Source organism: Actinoallomurus sp. NPDC052308 (genome assembly GCF_040679195.1).
In the GTDB taxonomy this organism is placed as follows: Bacteria; Actinomycetota; Actinomycetes; order Streptosporangiales; family Streptosporangiaceae; genus Actinoallomurus; species Actinoallomurus liliacearum.
Genome location: NZ_JBFAUM010000003.1, coordinates 660,027 through 679,858, shown reverse-complemented (window position 1 = coordinate 679,858; position 19,832 = coordinate 660,027). Strand labels below are relative to the sequence as shown.

The 19,832-nt window shown below is 71.8% G+C and carries 20 protein-coding genes; 12 read left to right on the top strand and 8 right to left on the bottom strand.

The genetic code is table 11. From position 1 onward, the window contains the following. Positions 1 to 69: 69 nt before the first annotated feature. Positions 70 to 807 carry a M50 family metallopeptidase gene (locus AB0L00_RS14505; protein ID WP_364433162.1) on the top strand — a complete coding sequence of 246 codons (738 nt, stop codon included), beginning with the start codon at positions 70 to 72 and terminating at the stop codon, positions 805 to 807. 4 nt (positions 808 to 811) lie between these two features. Here AB0L00_RS14505 and AB0L00_RS14500 read toward each other — a convergent pair whose 3' ends face one another. Both AB0L00_RS14500 and AB0L00_RS14495 read right to left on the bottom strand, forming a co-directional pair. After that, a complete protein-coding gene (locus tag AB0L00_RS14500) occupies positions 812 to 1,495 on the bottom strand; it encodes a hypothetical protein (protein ID WP_364433160.1) in 684 nt (227 codons plus the stop codon). Positions 1,496 to 1,848: 353 nt separating this feature from the next. After that, the gene (locus tag AB0L00_RS14495) at positions 1,849 to 2,778 is read right to left on the bottom strand and encodes a hypothetical protein (protein ID WP_364433157.1); all 930 of its coding nucleotides are present in this window, start codon (positions 2,776 to 2,778) and stop codon (positions 1,849 to 1,851) included. 239 nt (positions 2,779 to 3,017) lie between these two features. On the opposite strand from AB0L00_RS14495, the gene AB0L00_RS14490 reads away from it, so the two are divergent. From AB0L00_RS14490 to AB0L00_RS14475, 4 genes are all read left to right on the top strand, one after another. Then, the gene (locus tag AB0L00_RS14490; protein ID WP_364433155.1) at positions 3,018 to 4,721 is read left to right on the top strand and encodes an ABC transporter substrate-binding protein; all 1,704 of its coding nucleotides are present in this window, start codon (positions 3,018 to 3,020) and stop codon (positions 4,719 to 4,721) included. A gap of 64 nt (positions 4,722 to 4,785) precedes the next feature. Beyond that, the gene (locus AB0L00_RS14485) at positions 4,786 to 5,745 is read left to right on the top strand and encodes an ABC transporter permease (RefSeq protein WP_364433152.1); all 960 of its coding nucleotides are present in this window, start codon (positions 4,786 to 4,788) and stop codon (positions 5,743 to 5,745) included. Beyond that, positions 5,742 to 6,731, top strand: a complete 990-nt coding sequence (locus AB0L00_RS14480; protein ID WP_364433150.1) for an ABC transporter permease — start codon at positions 5,742 to 5,744, stop codon at positions 6,729 to 6,731. The genes AB0L00_RS14485 and AB0L00_RS14480 overlap by 4 nt, the downstream gene beginning before the upstream one ends. A 65-nt stretch (positions 6,732 to 6,796) precedes the next feature. Continuing rightward, on the top strand, positions 6,797 to 8,425 hold the full coding sequence (locus tag AB0L00_RS14475) for an ABC transporter ATP-binding protein (RefSeq protein ID WP_364433147.1): 1,629 nt from the start codon (positions 6,797 to 6,799) through the stop codon (positions 8,423 to 8,425). 115 nt (positions 8,426 to 8,540) lie between these two features. Here the strand turns inward: AB0L00_RS14475 and AB0L00_RS14470 are convergent, their stop codons facing one another. Both AB0L00_RS14470 and AB0L00_RS14465 read right to left on the bottom strand, forming a co-directional pair. Continuing rightward, the gene (locus AB0L00_RS14470) at positions 8,541 to 8,903 is read right to left on the bottom strand and encodes a hypothetical protein (RefSeq protein WP_364433144.1); all 363 of its coding nucleotides are present in this window, start codon (positions 8,901 to 8,903) and stop codon (positions 8,541 to 8,543) included. A gap of 284 nt (positions 8,904 to 9,187) precedes the next feature. Beyond that, positions 9,188 to 10,369: a cupin domain-containing protein gene (locus tag AB0L00_RS14465; protein WP_345364692.1), complete on the bottom strand. Its 1,182-nt coding sequence runs from the start codon at positions 10,367 to 10,369 to the stop codon at positions 9,188 to 9,190. A 171-nt stretch (positions 10,370 to 10,540) separates the two neighbouring features. Here AB0L00_RS14465 and AB0L00_RS14460 point away from each other — a divergent pair, with 171 nt between their 5' ends. From AB0L00_RS14460 to AB0L00_RS14445, 4 genes are all read left to right on the top strand, one after another. Beyond that, on the top strand, positions 10,541 to 10,954 hold the full coding sequence (locus AB0L00_RS14460) for a hypothetical protein (protein WP_364433141.1): 414 nt from the start codon (positions 10,541 to 10,543) through the stop codon (positions 10,952 to 10,954). 130 nt (positions 10,955 to 11,084) lie between these two features. Then, entirely contained in the window at positions 11,085 to 11,780 is a 696-nt protein-coding gene (locus AB0L00_RS14455; protein WP_364433138.1) for a maleylpyruvate isomerase family mycothiol-dependent enzyme, read from the top strand. A gap of 16 nt (positions 11,781 to 11,796) precedes the next feature. Beyond that, complete coding sequence (locus AB0L00_RS14450; protein ID WP_364433136.1) at positions 11,797 to 12,531, top strand: SDR family oxidoreductase; 735 nt, start codon at positions 11,797 to 11,799, stop codon at positions 12,529 to 12,531. A 170-nt stretch (positions 12,532 to 12,701) separates the two neighbouring features. Further along, positions 12,702 to 13,475 carry a serine protease gene (locus tag AB0L00_RS14445; RefSeq protein WP_364433133.1) on the top strand — a complete coding sequence of 258 codons (774 nt, stop codon included), beginning with the start codon at positions 12,702 to 12,704 and terminating at the stop codon, positions 13,473 to 13,475. 153 nt (positions 13,476 to 13,628) lie between these two features. On the opposite strand, the gene AB0L00_RS14440 is transcribed toward AB0L00_RS14445, so the two are convergent. Beyond that, positions 13,629 to 13,949: a co-chaperone GroES gene (locus AB0L00_RS14440; RefSeq protein WP_364433130.1), complete on the bottom strand. Its 321-nt coding sequence runs from the start codon at positions 13,947 to 13,949 to the stop codon at positions 13,629 to 13,631. Between the two features lie 119 nt (positions 13,950 to 14,068). Here AB0L00_RS14440 and AB0L00_RS14435 point away from each other — a divergent pair, with 119 nt between their 5' ends. Then, positions 14,069 to 14,887 (top strand): NAD(P)H-binding protein, encoded by an 819-nt coding sequence (locus AB0L00_RS14435; protein ID WP_364433128.1) that lies wholly within the window; start codon positions 14,069 to 14,071, stop codon positions 14,885 to 14,887. Between the two features lie 124 nt (positions 14,888 to 15,011). On the opposite strand, the gene AB0L00_RS14430 is transcribed toward AB0L00_RS14435, so the two are convergent. Then, on the bottom strand, positions 15,012 to 15,245 hold the full coding sequence (locus tag AB0L00_RS14430) for a hypothetical protein (protein ID WP_345364706.1): 234 nt from the start codon (positions 15,243 to 15,245) through the stop codon (positions 15,012 to 15,014). 178 nt (positions 15,246 to 15,423) lie between these two features. Next, positions 15,424 to 16,482, bottom strand: a complete 1,059-nt coding sequence (gene pdhA, locus AB0L00_RS14425) for a pyruvate dehydrogenase (acetyl-transferring) E1 component subunit alpha (RefSeq protein WP_364433125.1) — start codon at positions 16,480 to 16,482, stop codon at positions 15,424 to 15,426. Between the two features lie 232 nt (positions 16,483 to 16,714). Here pdhA and AB0L00_RS14420 point away from each other — a divergent pair, with 232 nt between their 5' ends. Further along, positions 16,715 to 18,112: a selenium-binding family protein gene (locus AB0L00_RS14420; protein WP_364433122.1), complete on the top strand. Its 1,398-nt coding sequence runs from the start codon at positions 16,715 to 16,717 to the stop codon at positions 18,110 to 18,112. Positions 18,113 to 18,114: 2 nt separating this feature from the next. Continuing rightward, positions 18,115 to 18,753, top strand: coding sequence for a hypothetical protein (locus AB0L00_RS14415; RefSeq protein ID WP_364433258.1), 639 nt, complete (start codon positions 18,115 to 18,117; stop codon positions 18,751 to 18,753). 3 nt (positions 18,754 to 18,756) lie between these two features. Here the strand turns inward: AB0L00_RS14415 and mgrA are convergent, their stop codons facing one another. After that, positions 18,757 to 19,782 carry an L-glyceraldehyde 3-phosphate reductase gene (mgrA, locus tag AB0L00_RS14410; protein WP_364433119.1) on the bottom strand — a complete coding sequence of 342 codons (1,026 nt, stop codon included), beginning with the start codon at positions 19,780 to 19,782 and terminating at the stop codon, positions 18,757 to 18,759. Positions 19,783 to 19,832: the final 50 nt, after the last annotated feature.

Here is a 19,832-nt window from a genome sequence, read left to right as displayed (position 1 = left end):
AACTTCGCCGCGGCGGGAGACGTCGTACCTCGTACGAGGCGGTGAGCAGGGATGAGGAGAGGTGGAGCGTTGGACACGGCATCGATCGGCGGCGTCTGGCACGAGGTCGTCGGCACGCAGCCACACCCGTCGTGGTGGCTGGTCTGTGCGACCGGGGCGGCGGCGCTCGTGGCGGTGTCCGTCCGCTCGGTGTGGCACGTGCTGCGCAACATCGTGACCATCGCGCACGAGGGCGGGCACGCCTTCGCGGCCCTGGTCACCGGGCGGCAGTTGCGGGGCATCCGCCTGCACTCCGACACGTCGGGCGTCACGGTGTCGCGCGGCAAACCGTACGGGTTCGGCATGATCGTCACCGCGTTCGCCGGGTACGTGACACCCCCGTTGCTGGGCCTGTGCGCGGCGGGTCTGCTGACCCTCGGGCACATCACGGCCCTGCTGTGGGCGAGCATCGTCCTGCTCGCCGCGATCCTCCTCATGATCCGCAACGCGTACGGCGTGCTGTCGGTGGTCACGACCGGCGCGGTCGTCTTCGTCGTGTCGTGGTACGGCTCGGCCGCCGTGCAGGCGGCCTTCGCCTACGCGTTCACGTGGTTCCTGCTGTTCGCGGGGGCGCGGCCCGTGATGGAGCTGCAGAGCAAGCGCTCCAGGGGCCGCGCGCCCGACTCCGACGCCGACCAGCTCGCCCGCCTGACCGGCATGCCCGGCCTGCTGTGGGTGTTCGGCTTCGCCCTGGTCGCCGTCGTCGCGCTGCTGGCCGGCGGGTACTGGCTGCTGCACGACGCGGTGCCGCCCCTGCCGGGCCGGTGAACGACTAGTGCTTGGTGATGGGAGCACCCGTGTCGGCGCCGACGACGTACCACGGCGCGCCGAACGAGGTGACGCCCTGACCCTTCGTGTCGCCGGGCGACGTGTCCTTCGAGTAGTAGTACAGCGGCCAGCCGTTGTAGACGACCTGCTTGGTCCCGTCCGCCCGGGTCGTCGTCGACAGCATGGACGACTTCACGCCGGGTCCCGCGCTGGGCGACGCGCCTGGCGCCCCGGTCGCGGTCCCGCCGGGCGAACCACCGGGCGACGCGCCGGGCGAACCGCCGGGCGACGCGCCGGGTGAACCGGTGGACGCGCCACCGCCGCCGGCGGTGAACGGCGGCCATTCCTTGGCACAGGCGCCCTCACAGGCGGACTTGCCGCCCTGCCCCTTGTCCTTCTCGAAGGCGTAGAGCGTCCGGCCCGTACCGTCGACCAGAATGGTGCCCAGACTCGTCTTCTTGGCGTTCAGCACCCCGGCACCGGCGCCCGGCGCCGGTGACTCGGTCGGCGCCGGCGACTCGGTCGGGGCCGCCGTCGCGGCACCCGTCGGGGACGCGGCCGGTGTGGAGGGCTGGGCGTACGGTCCCCCGCCGCCCTGCGATTCCGGCGTGGTCTTGCTGCCCTCGCCGCAGGCCGAGCCGAGCAGGCCCAGTGCCAGCACTCCGGCGGCAATGACTCCGTTACGCATTGTCCGTTCCTTTCCCCCGATGACGTAGGCGGGCACGTACGGACGCACGCCGTGATTCGCCGTCCATCCCCCGCGTCCGCGAGCCGGGAACGTGTTCTCCCGAGGCCGCCCATGTGCCCCGGCAATTCGGTTACCCATCGCGGCGGCCCATGAAGTGGAAACGGTCGACTTCTTTAACAGGCGAGGCTGATGCTTGACCGGGCATGCCGGAAGCGGACACGAAGATGACGGGTTTCAGAAAGACATCTGCGACGGCATCGTCCAGACCGTGTCCTCCGGGCCGCGCCGTCCGGCGGACGCGCGGACGCGCCGGGGCCGAACGTGGCGCGCCCGTCCGCCCGTGGGACGCCGGATCAGTCCGACAACGCGTCGACGCCCCGGCGGAAGAAGTCCAGCGCGGTGGCGCGCTGGTCGTCGGCGGCCATGAGCGCGGCGTACGGGAGTGACGCGCCGCCGAACGCGTCGTCGTTCCAGTACGCGCCCCTCCGTTTCACCCAGGGCGCGACGTAGAGATAGGGCTCCCGATGCTCGGCGTCGCCCGGCGACGCGCCGAACGCGGCCCGCCGGCCGGCGGCCTCGTCCCCGGCGTCGAGGGCGGCGTCGAAGTGCTCCGGCCACAGCTGGACCCGGCTCGGGCCGAGCGCGCGGGCGTCGAAGCGCACCTGTTCGAGCACCGACCAGGCGAAGCCGTACCACGCGCCGAGCGCCTCGGCGGCGGGCGGGCTGATCGCGAGGGCCAGGCCGGGGTCGGCCGGGGTCTCCGGGAGATAGACGTCCGGCGGCATCCCGAGCGGAACACCGGTCAGGTCGGCGGCGTCGCCGAGCGTCTTCGGAGTCTCGGCGACGTCGTCGACGACCAGCCGGCCGTTCTCGACGCGGACCTGCCGGTCGTCGCCGAAGTAGGGCGTGCCGAAGCCGCCGCGGGTGAACCGCAGGCCGATCTTCCCGTTGGCGGCGTGGCGGGCGGCCGCGACGACGTGCTCGGCGAGGGCGTGCAGTGACCGGCGGGTCTCGGCGAACCCGCGGGGCAGCGGGGCGAGGCGATGCCAGGCCCCCAGCCAGCGGTCCGCGCAGAAGCCCGCCAGCCCGGGCCGCTCCCGGGCGAGGTCGTCCCAGGTGCGGCCGAGCCCGCACACGGGGGTCACGAGCTTGGCGCCGTACGGGCCGGCGAGAGGGTCGTCGGCGTACCACGGCGGTGTCGTCACGGCGGGCGGGGACGGCTCGAGCACCCGGACGTCGTACTCGCCGCCCAGCAGGTCCCATGCCTCCCACCGCGGGTTCATCGCCCTCCGTTCGGCTGCGGCGCCCCGGGATCACGGGGCGGCGCGCGAAGGCCGGGCCGCGACCGCGGCGGGCCGCCCCCAGTTGACCACGGATCCGACCGCGAAGGAACACCGAGGGCCGCCCGGTGGATCTCGACACAGGGCTTGTTTATTTTTCCTACTGAGAAAGTATATATTCCGGTCCCGGGCCTGCCGTCGCAGGACCGATCCGTCGTTCCCTCCCGAATGAGAAACCGCCGATGATGCCCAGAGTCTCCGTCCTGCTCACCGCCGCCACCCTCCTGGCCGCCGCGGCGGCCTGCTCGAGCAGTGGCCCGGCCTCCTCCTCAGCCGGATCGGCGTTCGACCCGAAGAGCTGCCAGGGCGGGACGCTGTACATCCTCAACCAGACCTCGGCGACCGACGAGCACTTCGACCCGGCGCGGATCTACACCTCCGGAGGCGGCGCCGTCCCGTCTCTCGTCTTCCGGACCCTGACGACGCGTAAGCGGGTCCCCGGCCAGGCGAGCACGACCGTCGCACCGGATCTGGCCACCGACACGGGCACGCCCAGCGACGACGCGAAGACCTGGACCTACCACCTCCGCGACGGCCTGAAGTTCGAGGACGGCACGCCCATCACCTCGAAGGACGTCAAGTGGGGCGTGGAACGATCGTTCGCGCCCGAGCTGCCGGGCGGCATCCCCTACCTGCGCGACTGGCTGATCGGCGGCGCCGACTACAAGGGCCCGTACAAGGGCGAGGATCTGGACTCGATCCAGACGCCCGACGACAAGACCATCGTCTTCAAGCTGCGCAAGCCCGAGGGCGACTTCCCGTACGTCGCGACCGCCACGCAGTTCACCCCCGTGCCCAAGGCCAAGGACGGCGGCACCGCGTACGAGAGGCATCCGGTCTCCAGCGGCCCGTACAAGGTGCAGACCCACGTGCAGGACAAGAGCCTGACACTGGTCCGCAACCCCTACTGGTCGCGCACGGTCGACGACCAGCGCCTGGCGTGCCCCGACCGGATCGAGGCGACGTACGGCCTCAGCGCGGCCGTGATCAACCAGCGACTCAGCACCAGCGCCGGTAAGGACGCCGACGCGATCACCACCGACACCGACCTCAGCCCGGCCGAGCTGGCCCGCATCTCCAGTGACCCGAACCTGAAGAAGCGCACCGTGCGCGGCCAGTTCGGCTACACGAACTTCATCGCCTTCAACACCAAGGTCAAGCCGTTCGACGACGTCCGCGTGCGGGAGGCGATCGCGTACGCCGTCAACCGCCAGGCGGCGGTCAACGCCGTCGGCGGCAGTTCCCTCGCCAAGCCGGCCACGACCTTCCTGCCCGACCAGGCGGCGTTCGGATACCAGCCGTACGACGCCTTCCCGGCCGGTCCCACGGGCGACCCGGCCAAGGCCAAGGAGCTGCTGGCCCAGGCGGGACAGCCGAACCTCACGATCACCCTCGCCCACCGCAACGGCGACGCGAACCAGGACGGCCCGGCGGTCGCCACGGCGGTGCAGGAGGCCCTCAAGCAGGCGGGCATCACCGTGAAGCTGAAGGCCTACGACCAGGCGAGCTACCGGTCGGTGCAGACCAAGCCGGCCACCGAGCCGGGCGTCTTCCTGTCCGGCTGGGGCGCGGACTGGCCGACCGGCGGCCCGTTCCTGGCCCCGATCTTCGACGGGCGGCAGATCCTCAAGGACGGCGGCAACTACAACTTCGCCCAGTACGACGACGCCAAGGTGAACGCCGAGTTCGACGCGATCAACAAGATCTCCGATCCGCTGCAGGCACGGCCGCGCTGGGGCGCGCTGGACGCCGAACTCGGCCGGCAGGCGCTCACGGTGCCGCTCTTCCACCCGATCTACCTGCGGCTGTACGGCAAGAACGTCAAGAACACCTACCTCGACGAGTGGCGCGGCTCGTACGACGTGGCCATGGTCTCGGTCAAGTGAGCGAGCGCAGCGAGCGAGCCATGAGCACAGCACCTCTGGTCACGCCCCCGACGGAGGAGGCCACGTGACCGAGCTCGTTGCGGAGATCGGCGATCCGGGTGCTCCGGCGCCCGGGTCGCCGACCCGTGCCCGCCAGGTGCTGCGCCGCCTGCGGTCGGACCGGCCCGCGATGGCCGGCGTGGTCGTCACGACCGTGCTCGTCCTGGCCGCGGTGTTCGCTCCGCTGCTCGCCGCGCTCGAGGGACAGGACACGACCACCTTCCACACCCAGCTCCTGGACTCCGCGCGCGGCGGCGTGCCGCGCGGCGCGCTGGGCGGCGTCAGCGCCGACCACTGGCTGGGCGTGGAGCCGACCACGGGACGCGACCTGTTCGCACGCGCGCTGTACGGCGCGCGGATCTCCTTCACCGTCGCGTTCGGCACGCTCGTCGTTCAGCTGCTGCTCGGCGTGGCGATCGGGCTGGCCGCCGGGTTCGGCGGCCGGCTGGTCGACGCCACGCTGGGCCGGCTGATCGACCTGGCCATCTCGTTCCCGCAGCTGATGTTCGCGATCGCGCTGCTGGCGATCGTGCCGCAGTCGTTCCCCCGGCCGGTGCTGCTCATGCTGGTCATCGGGCTGTTCAACTGGGGCGGCACGGCCCGGCTCACCCGCGGGCAGGTGCTGTCCCTCAAGAGCCGCGACTACGTCGCCGCCGCCCGGCTGTCGGGCGCGGCGCCGGCCCGGATCGCCCTGCGCGAGATCCTGCCCGGCGCACTGCCCCAGGTCCTCACCTACGCGGCGATCCTGTTGCCGGCGAACATGGTCTCCGAGGCCGGGTTGTCCTTCCTCGGCGTGGGCGTGCACCCGCCGACCTCATCCTGGGGACAGATGCTGTCGACCGCCACCACCTGGTTCCGCGCCGATCCGATGTACGTGCTCGTCCCGGGCCTGTCGCTGCTGACCGCCGTGCTGGCGTTCACGCTGTTCGCGGACGGGCTGCGCGCCGCCCTGGATCCCAAGGCGTCCCTGCGAGGCGGCCGGTGACCCGCTACCTGCTCCGCCGTCTCGGCAGCCTGCTCGTGCTGCTGGTCGTGATGACGGCCATCGTCTACGGCATCTTCTACGCCATCCCCGCCGACCCGGCGGTGCTGGTCTGCGGGAAGGGCTGCGACGGCGGCCAGCTCGCCTCCATCCACCACAAGCTCGGCCTCGACCAGCCGATCACCACCCAGTACTGGCACTTCCTGGAAGGCCTCGTCGTCGGCCGGGACTACAGCTCGGGGCCGGACGTCAGCCACTGCGCGGCGCCGTGCCTGGGCTACTCGTTCCAGACGGACCTGCCGGTGCTCTCGCTGATCGCCCAGCGGCTGCCGGTGTCACTGTCCCTGACCGCGGGCGCCCTGGTGCTCTGGACGGTCACCGGCGTCTCCCTCGGCCTGGTGTCGGCCCTGCGCGAGCGACGGCTCACCGATCGCCTCGTCACCGTCTTCGTCCTCGGCGGTCTCGGCACGCCGGTGTTCGTGAGCGGCCTGCTGCTGCTCATGGTGTTCTGCGGCTGGCTGAAGTGGCTGGACTTCCCGGTGTACGTGCCGCTGACCGACGATCCGGTGGGCTGGGCGCGGAACCTCATCCTGCCCTGGCTGACGCTGACGATCCTGCAGTCGGCGATCTTCACGCGGCTGACGCGCACCGGCATGCTGGAGACCCTGTCGGAGGACCACATCCGGACCTTCCGCGCCTACGGCCTGCCCGAGCGCCGCGTCATCGGGCGGCACGCACTGCGCGGCGCCCTCACCCCGCTGATCTCGATCAACGCGGTGGAGTTCGGCACGGTCCTGGTGAACGCCATGCTCACCGAGACCCTGTTCGGACTGCCGGGCATCGGGCAGCTGATCGTCCAGTCGTCGAACAACGTCGACCTGCCGGTGGTGGCCGGGCTGACGCTCACGGCCGGCCTGGCCGTCGTCCTGGCCAACACCGTCGCCGACCTCCTGTACGCGGCGGTCGACCGAAGAGTGGTCCTGTCATGACCGAGCGCGGCGAGGGAATCAAAAGGCGCAGCCCCACGAGTCGTCCCTCCGACGAAGGAGGGCCCGTGACCGGCGAGGAGCGGCGGGACGGCGGGGACGTCGTCCTGTCGGTGCGCGATCTGAGCGTCGAGTTCCCCGCGGGTGACGGCGCGATCCGCGCGGTCGACGGGGTCTCCTTCGACCTGGCCGCCGGTGGCGCGCTCGGCGTGGTCGGCGAGTCGGGGTCCGGCAAGAGCACGACGGCGCTCGCCCTCCTGGGCCTGCACCGGCGCACGGAGGCCCGGGTCGGGGGCCGGATCCTCCTCGGCGGCCCGGGCGGCGTGGAGGTCAACGCGCTCGGCGACGAAGAGGTCCGCCGGCTGCGGGGCCGGCGCATCGCGATGGTCTTCCAGGATCCGATGACGGCGCTCGACCCGTACTACCGGATCGGGGACCAGATCGCCGAGGTCTACCGCGCCCACTCGGGCGCCGATCGCCGGGCCGCGTGGGCACGCGCGGTCGAGGTGCTCGGCCGGGTCGGCATCCCGGACGCGGCGCGGCGGGCGCGGGCCCGCCCGCACGAGTTCTCCGGCGGAATGCGGCAACGCGCCCTCATCGCCATGGCGCTGGCCTGCGAACCGGAGATCCTGGTCGCCGACGAACCGACCAGCGCCCTCGACGTCACCGTGCAGGCCCAGATCCTGGACCTGCTGGACGAGCTCCGCGCCGATACCGGGATGGCGCTGCTGCTCGTCACGCACGACCTCGGCGTCGTGTCGAGGTCGGCCGACGAGGTCCTCGTCATGCACCGGGGCCGGGCCGTCGAGCGCGGCCCGGTGCGCGAGGTGCTGCGCGCGCCGGAGCAGCCGTACACCCGGGCCCTCCTGGACGCGGTCCCCCGCCTCGACGCCCCCCGGACCGCCCGGCGCGAGCCCGGCGAGCCCCTGCTGACCGTCACGGACCTCACGCGGGAGTTCCGGCGGCCGGGACGCGGTCTGCGACGCGAGGCGACGCGCGCCGTGGACGGGGTCTCGCTCGACGTACGGCGCGGAGAGACCCTCGGCGTCGTCGGGGAGAGCGGCAGCGGCAAGACCACGCTCGTACGGATGATGGTGGGGCTGCTGCCCGCCACATCGGGCCGGATCGTGTTCGACGGCGAGACCCTCACGGGCCTGCCGGACAGGCGGCTGCGTCCCGTCCGGCGCGACATGCAGATGGTGTTCCAGGACCCGGCGTCCTCGCTCAATCCCCGGCGCACCGTCGGCGACAGCATCGCCGACCCGCTCCGGGTCCGCGGGGTGCCCGACGGCGAGGCGCGCCGGACGGCGCGGGCGCTGATGGAGCGCGTCGGCCTGGACCCGGCGCGGCATGACCGCTACCCGCATGAGTTCTCCGGCGGGCAGTGCCAGCGGATGGGCATCGCCCGGGCGCTGTCCCTGCGGCCCAAGCTGCTCGTCTGCGACGAAGCGGTGTCCGCCCTGGACGTCTCGACACAGGCACAGATCCTCGAACTGCTCCGCGACGTCCAGGAGGACTACGGCCTGACCATCGTCTTCGTGTCCCACGACCTCGCGGTGATCCGCCAGGTGAGCGACCGGGTGGCGGTGCTGCGGGCGGGCGCGCTCGTGGAACTCGCCGACGTGGAGAAGCTGTACGCGTCTCCCGCGCATGAGTACACCCGATCGCTGCTCGCGGCGGTGCCCGTCCTGGCCTGACCGGCCGGGAACGCGGACGCCGGCCGCCCGGAGGAACGGGCGGCCGGCGCCGGACGTCACGCGGGTCTCCGGCCCCTACCCGGGGACGGCGGCCCGCGGCCGGATCATTACGCGATCAGGACGCGCAGATCGCGTAGACGCTGATCCCGACCGTGCTGTAGCCGATCTGCCGGCCGAGCGCGATCCAGCCGTGGCCGTCGGGAGTCGGGAAGCTGCCGACGAGGATGGCCCCGTTGCCCTGGGCCTCGCCGCCGCCGCCGATGACGTGTTTGCCGGCCGGGCAGTAGACGGTGCGCCGCTGGAAGGCGGGGACGTTCGCGTTGGGGAGAACGACGACCTGGTACCCGTCGAGCGCCGCCGCCTTGTGGGTGGCCGGCCGTGCGGGGGCCTCGCCCTTGTCGGCGTGGGCGGCGAAACCGGTCGCCACGACCGCGGCGAGAGCCATCGTTCCCGTTCCGAGCGCGTACATCTTTCGCATGCAGATCTCCGTTTTGAGGTAGCAGGAACTGCGTTGCTCGGACCTTTTCGGTCGCCTTTATCGGCGGCCTATCGATCCATCGCCACTACTACCCAGAGAGCCTTTGATCACACTCGGTAATCCTCGAATACCGCGCGTAGCCCCGAATGGCGTCGCATTCCTGGGGAGATGCTGGAAAGATAATGATCGCGACGCGGACCGGAGATGCCGAGAAAGCCGCCAATGGTCGATTAGAGCTGCGGCCGTCTCGGCATCTCCGGCGTTTCACCCCGAAGTTCGGATGGTCAGCGCGCCCACGTCCAGGCGTAATCGGACGCTTCGACGGACAACGCCTCTCCGCCGATATTCAGCGGGCGGAACGTATCGATCATCACGGCCGTTTCCGTCGTGGTCGTATGACCTTTCCCGACCGCCTCGATGACGCCCTCCACCGCGCCGGGCGCCGGCCCGTGGGTGAATCCGGAGGGATGCAGGCTTATCGACCCGATGTCGATTCCCGACCCCCGGCGCGCCGTGTAATCGCCGGCGACGTAGAACATCACCTCATCGGAGTCGACATTGTGGTGGTTGTACGGGATCGGGATCGCCGCCTCATCGAAGTCGAGCGGCCGGGGGCAGAAGGAGCAGATGACGAAGTTCGGCCCCTCGAACGTCTGGTGCACCGGCGGCGGGGCGTGGGTCCGCTTCACGATCGGCTCGAAGTCGGCGATGTTGAAGACGAACGGGTAGAGGCAGCCGTCCCAGCCGACGACGTCGAGCGGATGGTGCCGGTAGGTCAGCCGGGACAGGCCCGCGCGGGTGCGGACGAGCACCGGCACGTCCTCCCCCTCGAGGACGAGCGGCTCGGCCGGGCCGCGCAGGTCGCGTTCGCTGTACGGCGCGTGCTCCAGGAACTGGCCGTACTGCGACAGGTAGCGTCTCGGCGGCCGGATGTGCCCGGACGCCTCGAAGACGATCAGGCGCAGCGGCTCGGCGGTCTCGGTGCGGACGAACCGGTGGATGGTCCCGGTCGGGACGACGACGTAGTCGCCGGGGCCGACGTCGAGCGTCCCGTACGTCGACTCGAGCCGCGCGCGTCCGGTCTCGACGTACACGCACTCGTCACCGACCGAGTTGCGGTAGAGCTCGCCGTCCGTGTCGGCGGCCGCGTACGAGATGCGGACGTCGTCGTTGGCGAGCAGCAGCCGCCGCCCGAGCACCGGGTCTCCCCCGGTCGTCAGCTCGTGCGCCTTGAAATGGCGTGGCAGGAGCGGGTGGTTCGGTGACGTGCGGGTGGCCTGGGCCGGCACGTCCACGCCCTCGCTCTTGACGATGGCGGTCGGCGGGTGCACGTGATAGAGCAGCGAGGAGTCGGATGAGAACCCCTCCTCCCCCATCAGCTCCTCGGCGTAGAGTCCGCCGTCCGGTCTGCGGAACTGGATGTGCCGTTTGCGGGGGATCTCCCCGACGGCGCGGTAATAGGGCATCTCCACTCCGGATCTCGGAAAAGCGTCGATCACCTTCACTGCCGACTGTAGGCCGTGCCCCCGGCCGCCGCCAGAAGGTCACGGCGCTGGTCGGGCGCCCGCGGAGCGGGCGTGGTCACCGGGGCCTCCGCCAGCGACTAAGGTTTTGCCGTCGCTCAACGAGGAGGAAGAATGCGCGGAGGCGTACGCCTTCCGGCTTTGATCGTCGCGCTCGGGCTGCTGGCCGGCTGCAGCGACCCGGCCGGCGCGGCCCGGCGCGAGCAGGCCGCCGCCCGGAAGAGGTCTCCGTCTCCGCGGGCCTCCGCCTCGCACTCGGCCGCCAAGCGGCACGCCAAGGCGGCGGTCTGGTGGCAGGCCGCCGGCACGACGAAGAGCACGGGCGGCCTTCGTGTCCGGGCCGGCGCCGTCCACGCGGGGCAGGTGACGGTCGTCATGACCGACGTCTCCGGCCACGCCAGCCGCAAGATCACCGCGTCGGCGACCCCGCAGTCCGTCACGGTCGGGCGCTTCACCCTCACCGCGGTCAAGCTCAGCAGGTCCGTGAAGCTCGCCCGGTACGGCGTCGGCTTCCACTACCGGTTCTGAGCCGCCCGCGCCGAACGGCGTCCGCAGCCGGATGGTCTCGCCACCGGTTCCGAACCGGGCCGCGCCAGGGAATCACGCCGGGCGGCGTCCGCAGCGGCATGGTCCCGCGCCTCCGGGGCAAGAGGACGGCGTGACCGCACTGAGTGATCTCGATCCGTTCGACATCTTCGACGCCGAGGCGGAGCGTCTCGACCACTTCTTCACCGGCCTGAAGGACGACGACTGGACCCGGCCGTCCCGCTGCGCGGGATGGACGGTCCGCGACGTTCTCGCCCATCTCGCCGGCGAGGAGGCGTACAACCACGCCTGCCTCAACAACGACCTCGACGGACTGTGGTCCCGCCTGGAGCGGAACGGCGTCTCCGGCCTGGCGGACTTCAACGACTGGTGCGTGCGTACGCGCCGGAGCATGCCCGTGGCGGAGGTGCTCGACGAGTGGCGCACCCAGAACGGCGACACCCGCCGGCGGATGCGCGAACTCGGCCGTGACGCGCGGCTGCCCACGATGGCCGGGCCCTACCCCGTCGGCCTGCAGGCGTTCCACTACTCCTCCGAGTACGCCACCCACGGCGACGACGTCGGCGTGCCGGTCGAGGACGCCCGGAAGCGTACGGCCTGGCGCGTGGCGGTCGGCCGGTTCGCGCTGGAGGAGAAGGGCGCCCCGGTCGAGGTGGCCGAGGACGACGACGGCGACCTGATCGTCCGGACCCCGCGGGCGCTGGGCCGGCTGACCCCGGCGGAGTTCGTCGAGGCGACCGTGGGACGCCTGCCCGACGACCACCCGCTCGACCCGGGCCTCCGCGACGCGCTGCGCGGCCTGGCCTGATCGGTAGTGTGAGGCCATGCCCACTGCCCTCATCACCGGCGCCACCGCGGGAATCGGCGCGGCGTTCGCCCGGCGGCTCGCCGCGGACGGCTTCCACCTGATCCTGCTCGCCCGCGACGCCGAGCGGCTGGCGCGCACCGCCGAGGAGTGCGGCGACGCCGAGGTCGTCGTCGCCGACCTGGCCACCGACGAGGGCCTCGCCAAGGGCGAGGACGCCGCCCGCCGCGCCGACCTCGTCGTCAACAACGCCGGCTTCGGGCACAAGGGACGCTTCCTGGAGGTCCCCCTCGAGGACGAGCTGACGATGCTGCGCGTGCACTGCGAGGCGGTGCTGCGGCTGACCCACGCGGCCCTGCCCGGGATGCGGGAGCGCGGCCGAGGCGGCGTCATCAACGTCGCGTCGGTGGCGGCGTTCTTCTCGCGGGGCACGTACGGGGCGTCCAAGGCGTGGGTGGTGGGGTTCAGCCAGGGCGTCGCCGCGGACGTCCCGGGAGTCCAGGTCATGGCGCTGTGCCCCGGCTTCGTGCACACCGAGTTCCACGACCGGGCGAGGATGAACGTCTCCGGCATCCCCGAGCCGTTCTGGCTCGACGCCGACCGCGTCGTCGCCGACGCGCTGCGCGACTTCCGGCGCGGCGTCACGGTCAGCGTGCCCGGCACGCAGTACAAAACGCTGGTCGGACTCGGCAAGTTGATTCCGCGCAATCTCGCGGGCCGCCTCTCCTCGCGCACCGGCCGCAGGTACGACTGATCCGGCCGTCGTCGCGGCCCGGCGGTCCCGGATCGTCCGCGATTTGCGGCCTATGCCAGGAACACGGCACTTCCCGGCATTCCGGCGGACGCCGGTGGAGCACCTCGCCGACTCGCGCGGCGCGCCCGGGTGCGGTTAGGTTTCAACCGGACCGGCGGAGGTGTTCCCCCATGCCCCTGTTCCCACGCCGTATCACGGCGGTCGTGCTGTCGGCCCTGGCGCTGTGCGCCGGCCTGGCCGCACCCCCGGCGAGCGCCGTCGTCGGCGGCTCGCCCGCCGATCCTCCGCCGTGGCTGGCGGCGATCGGCACCCCGGCGTTCCTCATCCGCCCCTCCGGGCAGTTCTGCGGCGGCGTGCTCGTCGCGTCCGACAAGGTCGTGACGGCGGCGCACTGCGTCAACTTCCTGCGCCAGGTGCCAAGCCTGCTGAGCGCCGTCTTCGGCCGCGCCGACCTGACCAAGAAGGACGGCGAGACCGTGCAGATCAAGAAGATCTGGGTGCACCCCGGCTTCCACGAGACGTCGTTCCAGGGCGAGACGGTCGAGCACGACGACGTCGCGCTGCTCACGCTGGCGCGGCCGGTGAGCCGCCTGCCGCTGCCGCTGATCGGCTCGTACGGCGCCTACCCGCCGGGGGCCGGCGCCCGAGTGCTCGGCTGGGGCACGACCTCGGAGAAGGACCTGTTCAACGCGCGGCTCCGCGCGGCGACCGTGCCGATCGTCTCGGACGCGCGGTGCGCGTCGGCGTACGGCCACGACGCCTTCGACGCCAAGGGCATGGTGTGCGCGGGTTCGCCGCAGGCCGACACGTGCCAGTTCGACAGCGGCGGCCCGCTCATCCTGCAGGGCCGGCTCGCCGGGCTGACCTCCTGGGCGTACGGCTGCGCGCGCCCGGGATATCCGGGCGTCTACACCCGCCTGTCGGCGTTCACCGTGCCGCTGTGAGGCAGGGTGGACGGAAATCGACGGCGACGACGTCGACGACTTGATCACCGACCGCTCGGACCGGCTGCGGATCATCCGCGCGGACGGGTTCACCCTCCCCCGCCGCCGTCACGCGGGTCACTGACGCCCCGTCCGCCCCGGAGGCGGCGACGGTCAGAGGTAGAGGCCGGTGCCGTACTCGGGGCGCTCGTTGGCGACGGCGTGCAGGTCGCGCTCGCGCATCACGAGGTACTGCTCGCCCTGCACATCGACCTGGAACTGGTCCTCGTCGTGGTACAGCACCATGTCGCCGACCTTGACGGCGCGCACGTTGTGGCCCACTCCGCAGACCTCGCCCCACACCAGGCGGCTGGACTGCTCGGCGGTCGCCGGGATCACGATGCCTCCGCTGCTGCGGCGCTCCCCCGACTCCTTCTCGGGGCGCACCATGACGCGGTCGTGCAGCATCTGTATCTCGAACTTGGGCTCGGCCACAGTCGGGATTCTACCGAGATGACACCCTGTGTTCCGGACCGACCGGAGCCGACGTCCCCGCTCGGCGGAGTCATCCGCTCCAGGCCGCGTCAGCCGAATCCGCGAGGAGGTAGGAAGCCATGTTCCTGATCACCGGTGCCACCGGCAACGTCGGCCGTCCCCTGGTGAGCGCCCTGCTCGCCGCGGGAGCCCCCGTCCGCGCGCTGACCCGCCGGCCCGCCGACGCCGGGTTCCCGGAAGGGGTCGAGGTCGCCGCGACCGAGGACCTGCCGATGGACGGCGTCACGGCGATGTTCCTCCACCCCGCCGTCGCCTGGGGCGGGGCCGGTCCGCTGCTGACGAGGGCCGTGGACCACGGCGTGCGCCGGGTCGTGGTGCTGTCGTCGCAGGCCGCCCTCGACGGCGACGCGGACAACTGGATCGCGGTGACGCACCGGGACTTCGAGCGGGCCGTCGAGGAGTCCGGCCTGGAGTGGGTGTTCCTGCGGCCGGGCGCGTTCGCGTCGAACACGCTGCCGTGGGCCCGCACGATCCGCTCGCAGGGCGTCGTCCGGGCGCCGTACGGCGCCGCGCAGGTGAACCCGGTCCACGAGAGGGACATCGCGGAGGTCGCGGCCCGAGCGCTGCTCGGCGACGACCTCGTCGGGACCGCGCCGGTGCTGACGGGCCCGGAGTCGCTGTCCCAGATCGACCAGGCCCGCGTCATCGGTGAGGCGATCGGCCGGCCGGTGCGCTTCGAGGAGCTCACGCCGGACGCGGCGCGCGCGGAGATGATCGGCGGGCACGTGCCGCCGTCGGTCGCGGACGCCCTGCTGCGGATGTTCGCCGACGCGGTCGGCCGTCCGGCGGAGGCGTCACCGGACGTGGCGCGGATCATGGGCAGGCCGGCCCGCACGTTCGCTCAGTGGGCGGCGGATCACGCCGCCGACTTCCGCTGAACGATCAACCAGAACCGGCGGATGACGCCGGCCGATCGGCCCGGGTCGGCGGGATCACGCCGCCGGCCTCCGCCGGGCGATCGGGCAGGCCGGCGGGATCGCGCCGCCGGCCTCCGCCGAGCGATCAGGCCTGGTCGGCGGCGAGCCGTTCGAGCAGGGCGATCGCCGCCTGGCGTACGTCGGCCGGGACGACGCCGCCCAGGACGGTCCGCGCCTGCTCGACGTCACGGGTGGTCGCACAGGTGACCGCGACGGACCCGGCGGCGGCCTTCTCCAGCGATCCGGCCGGCGCGCGATCGGCCAGATCCCGCGCGTGCTCGGCGAGATCCAGGTTGTCTTTGGTACTCGGGCTGCTCAACGCTTCTCCTTGGAGTGGCGGCGGTGCGGGCCGTCTACGGCACGGTCACCACCGCGGATGCCGAGACGCAAAAATCGTAGACGAACGGCCTGCGCGGGGCGGCGTCCCCCCTCCCCCGACCGGATGATCGGCCGGCGGCGCGCCCGCCACGTGCGGCGTTCGGCTCCATCATTCCCCGTCAGTCGGCGAACGTGTCGAGATAGGCGAGGAAAGCCGCGCGTTCTTCGGCCAGTTGCGCGTGCACGTCGGCGTACACGTGGTCGAACATCTCCCGCGGGTCCGGATCCGGCAGCGCCCGGCATTCGGCGCGGACGCGGGCGCCGAGCTCGTCCGCCTCGGCGTCAAGCGCCTCGAAGAAGTCCGCGTCGGCCAGTTCATTCTTGGTCAGGTAGGCGCGGACCCGCTCGAGCGGGTCCTTGAGCCGCCATTCCTCGACCTCGGCGTCGGCGCGGTAGCGCTTCGGGTCGTCCGAGCTCGTGTGCGCGCTCATCCGGTAGGTGTCGGCCTCGATGAGTGTCGGCCCCTCCCCGGCCCGCGCGCGCTCCAGCGCCGTACGGGCGACGGCCAGGCAGGCGAACACGTCGTTGCCGTCGACCCGCACGCCGGGAAAGCCGAAGCCCGCCGCGCGGCGGTAGATCGGCACCCGGGCCTGCGTCTCCAACGGCGCGGAGATCGCCCAGTGGTTGTTCTGGCAGAGGAACACGACGGGTGCGTTCTGCGTGGCCGCCCACACGAACGCCTCGTTGACGTCGCCCTGGCTGGTCGCGCCGTCGCCGAAGCAGGCCAGCACCGCCTCGGCCGCCCCGTCGCGCTGCGCGCCCATGGCGTACCCGACGGCGTGCAGCGCCTGGGCGCCGATGACCAGGGTGTACCCCATCATCCGGAACTTCTCGGTGTCCCAGCCGCTGTAGGAGGTGCACCGCCACAGCTCCAGGAGGTTCGACGGCGGAACCCCACGGCTGTACGCGATGCCGTGCTCGCGGTAGCTGGGGAAGACGAAGTCCTCCGGCCGCAGGGCACGGGCGGTGCCGATCTGCGCCGCCTCCTGCCCGAGGAGCGGCGCCCACAGGCCCAGCTCGCCCTGCCGCTGCAGCGCCATGGCCTCGAGGTCGAGCCGCCGTACAAGCGTCATGTCGCGGAACAGGGCCCGGGCCTCCTCCGCACTGATCTCGAAGGGATACCCGGGATGGTCGATCCGCTCCCCCTCGGGGGTGAGCAGCTGCACGAGGTCGGTCACACGAGCTGATTTTGCCAGCATCGGCCGCGCTGTCTCGTCACCCGGGTGCGTTAGCGTCTCCAGAACCTCGTTCGGCTCACTGCTTCAACAGCGCCACTCAGGGCCGGCACCCAGGCCACGGCCTCGGACGCCGCCGAATTCTCCATTGATCCGCTAGGGAACTTCAGGGAGGATGAATCCGTAAGAGCGCCTGCACGGTGAGTGACGGCATCGCCGTCCGAAGGAGCGTGACATGGCTCTGTGGAGACCGGATCCGACCTTCTATCCGTCGCCCCGGGAAGCGGTGAACGCCCCGCCCGAGACACTCGCGTACATCGCCGCGTTCGACCGGTCGGCCCAGCGCCCCGACGCGATCGCGGTCGTCGACGTCGATCCGGACTCCACCTCGTACGGCTCGGTGGTGGGCTGGACGGACCTGCCCTACACCGGTGATGAGCTGCACCACTTCGGGTGGAACGCCTGCAGCAGCGCCCTGTGCCCGAACGCCCCGCATCCCCACGTCGAGCGGCGATACCTCGTCGTGCCGGGCCTGCGCTCCTCCCGGATCTACATCCTCGACGTCAAGGACGACCCCGGAAAGCCGTCGGTCGTCAAGGTCATCGAGCCGGAGGAGCTGGCCGGGCGCGCCGGCTACTCCCGGCCGCACACGGTGCACTGCGGCCCCGACGGGCTGTACGTCTCGGCGCTGGGCGGCGCGAACGGTCACGATGGTCCGGGCGGCATCGCGGTGCTCGACCATGACTCGTTCGAGGTGGTGGGGGCCTGGGAGGCCGACCGGGGTCCGCAGCACCTCGCGTACGACTTCTGGTGGCACCTGACGCAGGACGTCATGGTCACGTCCGAGTGGGGCACGCCGTCGATGATCGAGGACGGCGTGAACGCGGAGCTGCTGCTCGGCCGCAAGTACGGCCACGCCCTGCACTTCTGGGACCTGCGCAAGCGTCGCCACGTCCAGACGGTGGACCTCGGCGACGAGCACCAGATGGTCCTCGAGCTGCGGCCCGCGCACGACCCGACCAGAACGTACGGTTTCGCCGGCGTCGTCGTCAGCGTCGAGGACCTGTCCGCCTCGGTCTGGGTCTGGTACCGCGAGGACGGCGAGTTCAAGGCCCGCAAGGTCATCACGATCCCTGCCGAGCCCGCGGAGGCGAAAGACCTGCCGCCGGTGATCGCGCCGTTCGGGGCGGTGCCGCCGCTCGTCACCGACATCGACCTGTCGGTGGACGACCGCTACCTGTACGTCTCCTGCTGGGGCACCGGCGAGCTCAAACGCTACGACGTGTCCGACCCGTTCAACGCGGTGGAGGCCGGATCGGTGCGGATCGGCGGGATCGTGCGCCGCGCCCCGCACCCGGCGGCGCCCGACCTCCCGCTCGCCGGCGGCCCGCAGATGGTCGAGGTGAGCCGGGACGGCAGGCGGGTCTACGTCACGAACTCGCTGTACGGCTCCTGGGACGACCAGTTCTACCCGGACGGCGTCGGCGCGTGGGCGGCCAAGATCGACTCGGCCGACGGGTTCACCCTCGACGAGAGGTTCTTCCCGCACGGCGACGACTTCCGCGGGCTGCGCCCGCACCAGACCCGCCTCCAGGGCGGGGACGCGTCCTCCGACTCGTACTGCTACCCGTGACCATGAACGATGGTTCGCTCGTGGCCCTGGTCGCCCTCGGCGCCTTCCACGGGCTGAACCCCGGCATGGGCTGGCTGTTCGCCGTGGCCCGTGGGCTGCAGGAGCGGTCCCGGGCCCTGGTGCTGCAGTCGCTGCCCGCGATCGCCGCCGGGCACGCCGCGTCGGTGTTCGTGATCGCGGCCGTGGTCACGCTCACCGGGTCGGTGCTGACCTCCCGGATCGTGTCGATCGGCGGCGGTGTCGTGCTGGTCGGGTTCGGCCTGTGGCGGCTGCTGTCCAGCCGGCACTTTCGCTGGGTGGGGATGCGGCTGTCGCTGTGGCAACTGGCCTGCTGGTCGTTCCTGATGTCGTCGGCGCACGGGGCCGGGCTCATGCTGCTGCCCGTGCTGACCCACGGCGCGGTCACCGTGCCCGGCCACTCCCACGGCATGGCGTCGGGGGCGGGCAGCGCGGTGATGGCAGCGGTGTTCGTGACGGGCGTGCACACGCTCGCCATGTTCGTCGTCGCCGGCACGATCGCCGTCATCGTGTACGAGGTCGTCGGCCTGGCCATCCTGCGCCACGCCTGGTTCAACCTGGACCGGCTGTGGGCGGCCGCGCTCATCGGCGCGGGCGCGGCCACCCTCCTGATCGCCGTGTGAGGACTAGTGGGCGCTGGAGGCGGCCCAGAGGTTGATGCCGGCCTCGACCGCGTCGCTGTCGATCGCGGCGAGCTCCTCGTCGGTGAAGTCCAGCCGGGCGAGCGCGCCGAGGCTGTCCTCCAGCTGCGCCACGCTGCTGGCCCCGATCAGCGCGGACGTGACCCGCTGGTCCCGCAGCGTCCAGGCGATGGCCATCTGGGCCAGCGTCTGGCCGCGTTCCTTGGCCATCGCGTCGAGCGTGCGGACGTGCCGGAGGGTCTCCTCGGTGAGCAGGTCCGGCGACAGCGACTTGCCCTGGCTGGCCCGCGATCCCTCGGGGACGCCGTTCAGGTACTTGTCGGTCAGCATGCCCTGCGCCAGCGGCGAGAACGCGATGCAGCCGGCGCCCTCCTGTTCCAGCGTGTCCAGCAGGCCGCCCTCGATCCAGCGGTTCAGCATGGAGTACGACGGCTGGTGGATCAGCAGCGGCGTGCCCATCTCGCGCAGGATCGCGGCGGCCTCGGCGGTGCGCTCCGGCGAGTAGGAGGAGATGCCGGCGTACAGCGCCTTGCCCGACCGTACGGCGTGGTCGAGCGCGCCCATCGTCTCCTCGAGCGGCGTCTCCGGGTCGAACCGGTGGCTGTAGAAGATGTCGACGTAGTCCACGCCCATCCGGGCGAGCGACTGGTCGAGGCTGGCCAGCAGGTACTTCCGCGAACCCCACTCGCCGTACGGCCCGGGCCACATGTCGTAACCCGCCTTTGTCGACAAGACCAACTCGTCACGGTACGGCCGGAAGTCCTCCCGGAAGATCCGCCCGAAGTTGGTCTCGGCGGAGCCGTACGGCGGGCCGTAGTTGTTCGCGAGATCGAAGTGGGTGACGCCCAGGTCGAACGCACGGCGCAGGATCGCCCGCTGGGTCTCCAGGGGCTTGTCGTCTCCGAAGTTGTGCCACAGCCCCAGGGACACGGCGGGCAGCTTCAGCCCGCTGCGTCCCGTACGGCGGTAGGGAATCTGGTCATACCTGTTCTCGGCGGCCACGTAACTCATGGCCGCCAGTCTGCCCCGCCGCTCCGGCCCGCCGGACATCGAGCCCAGCC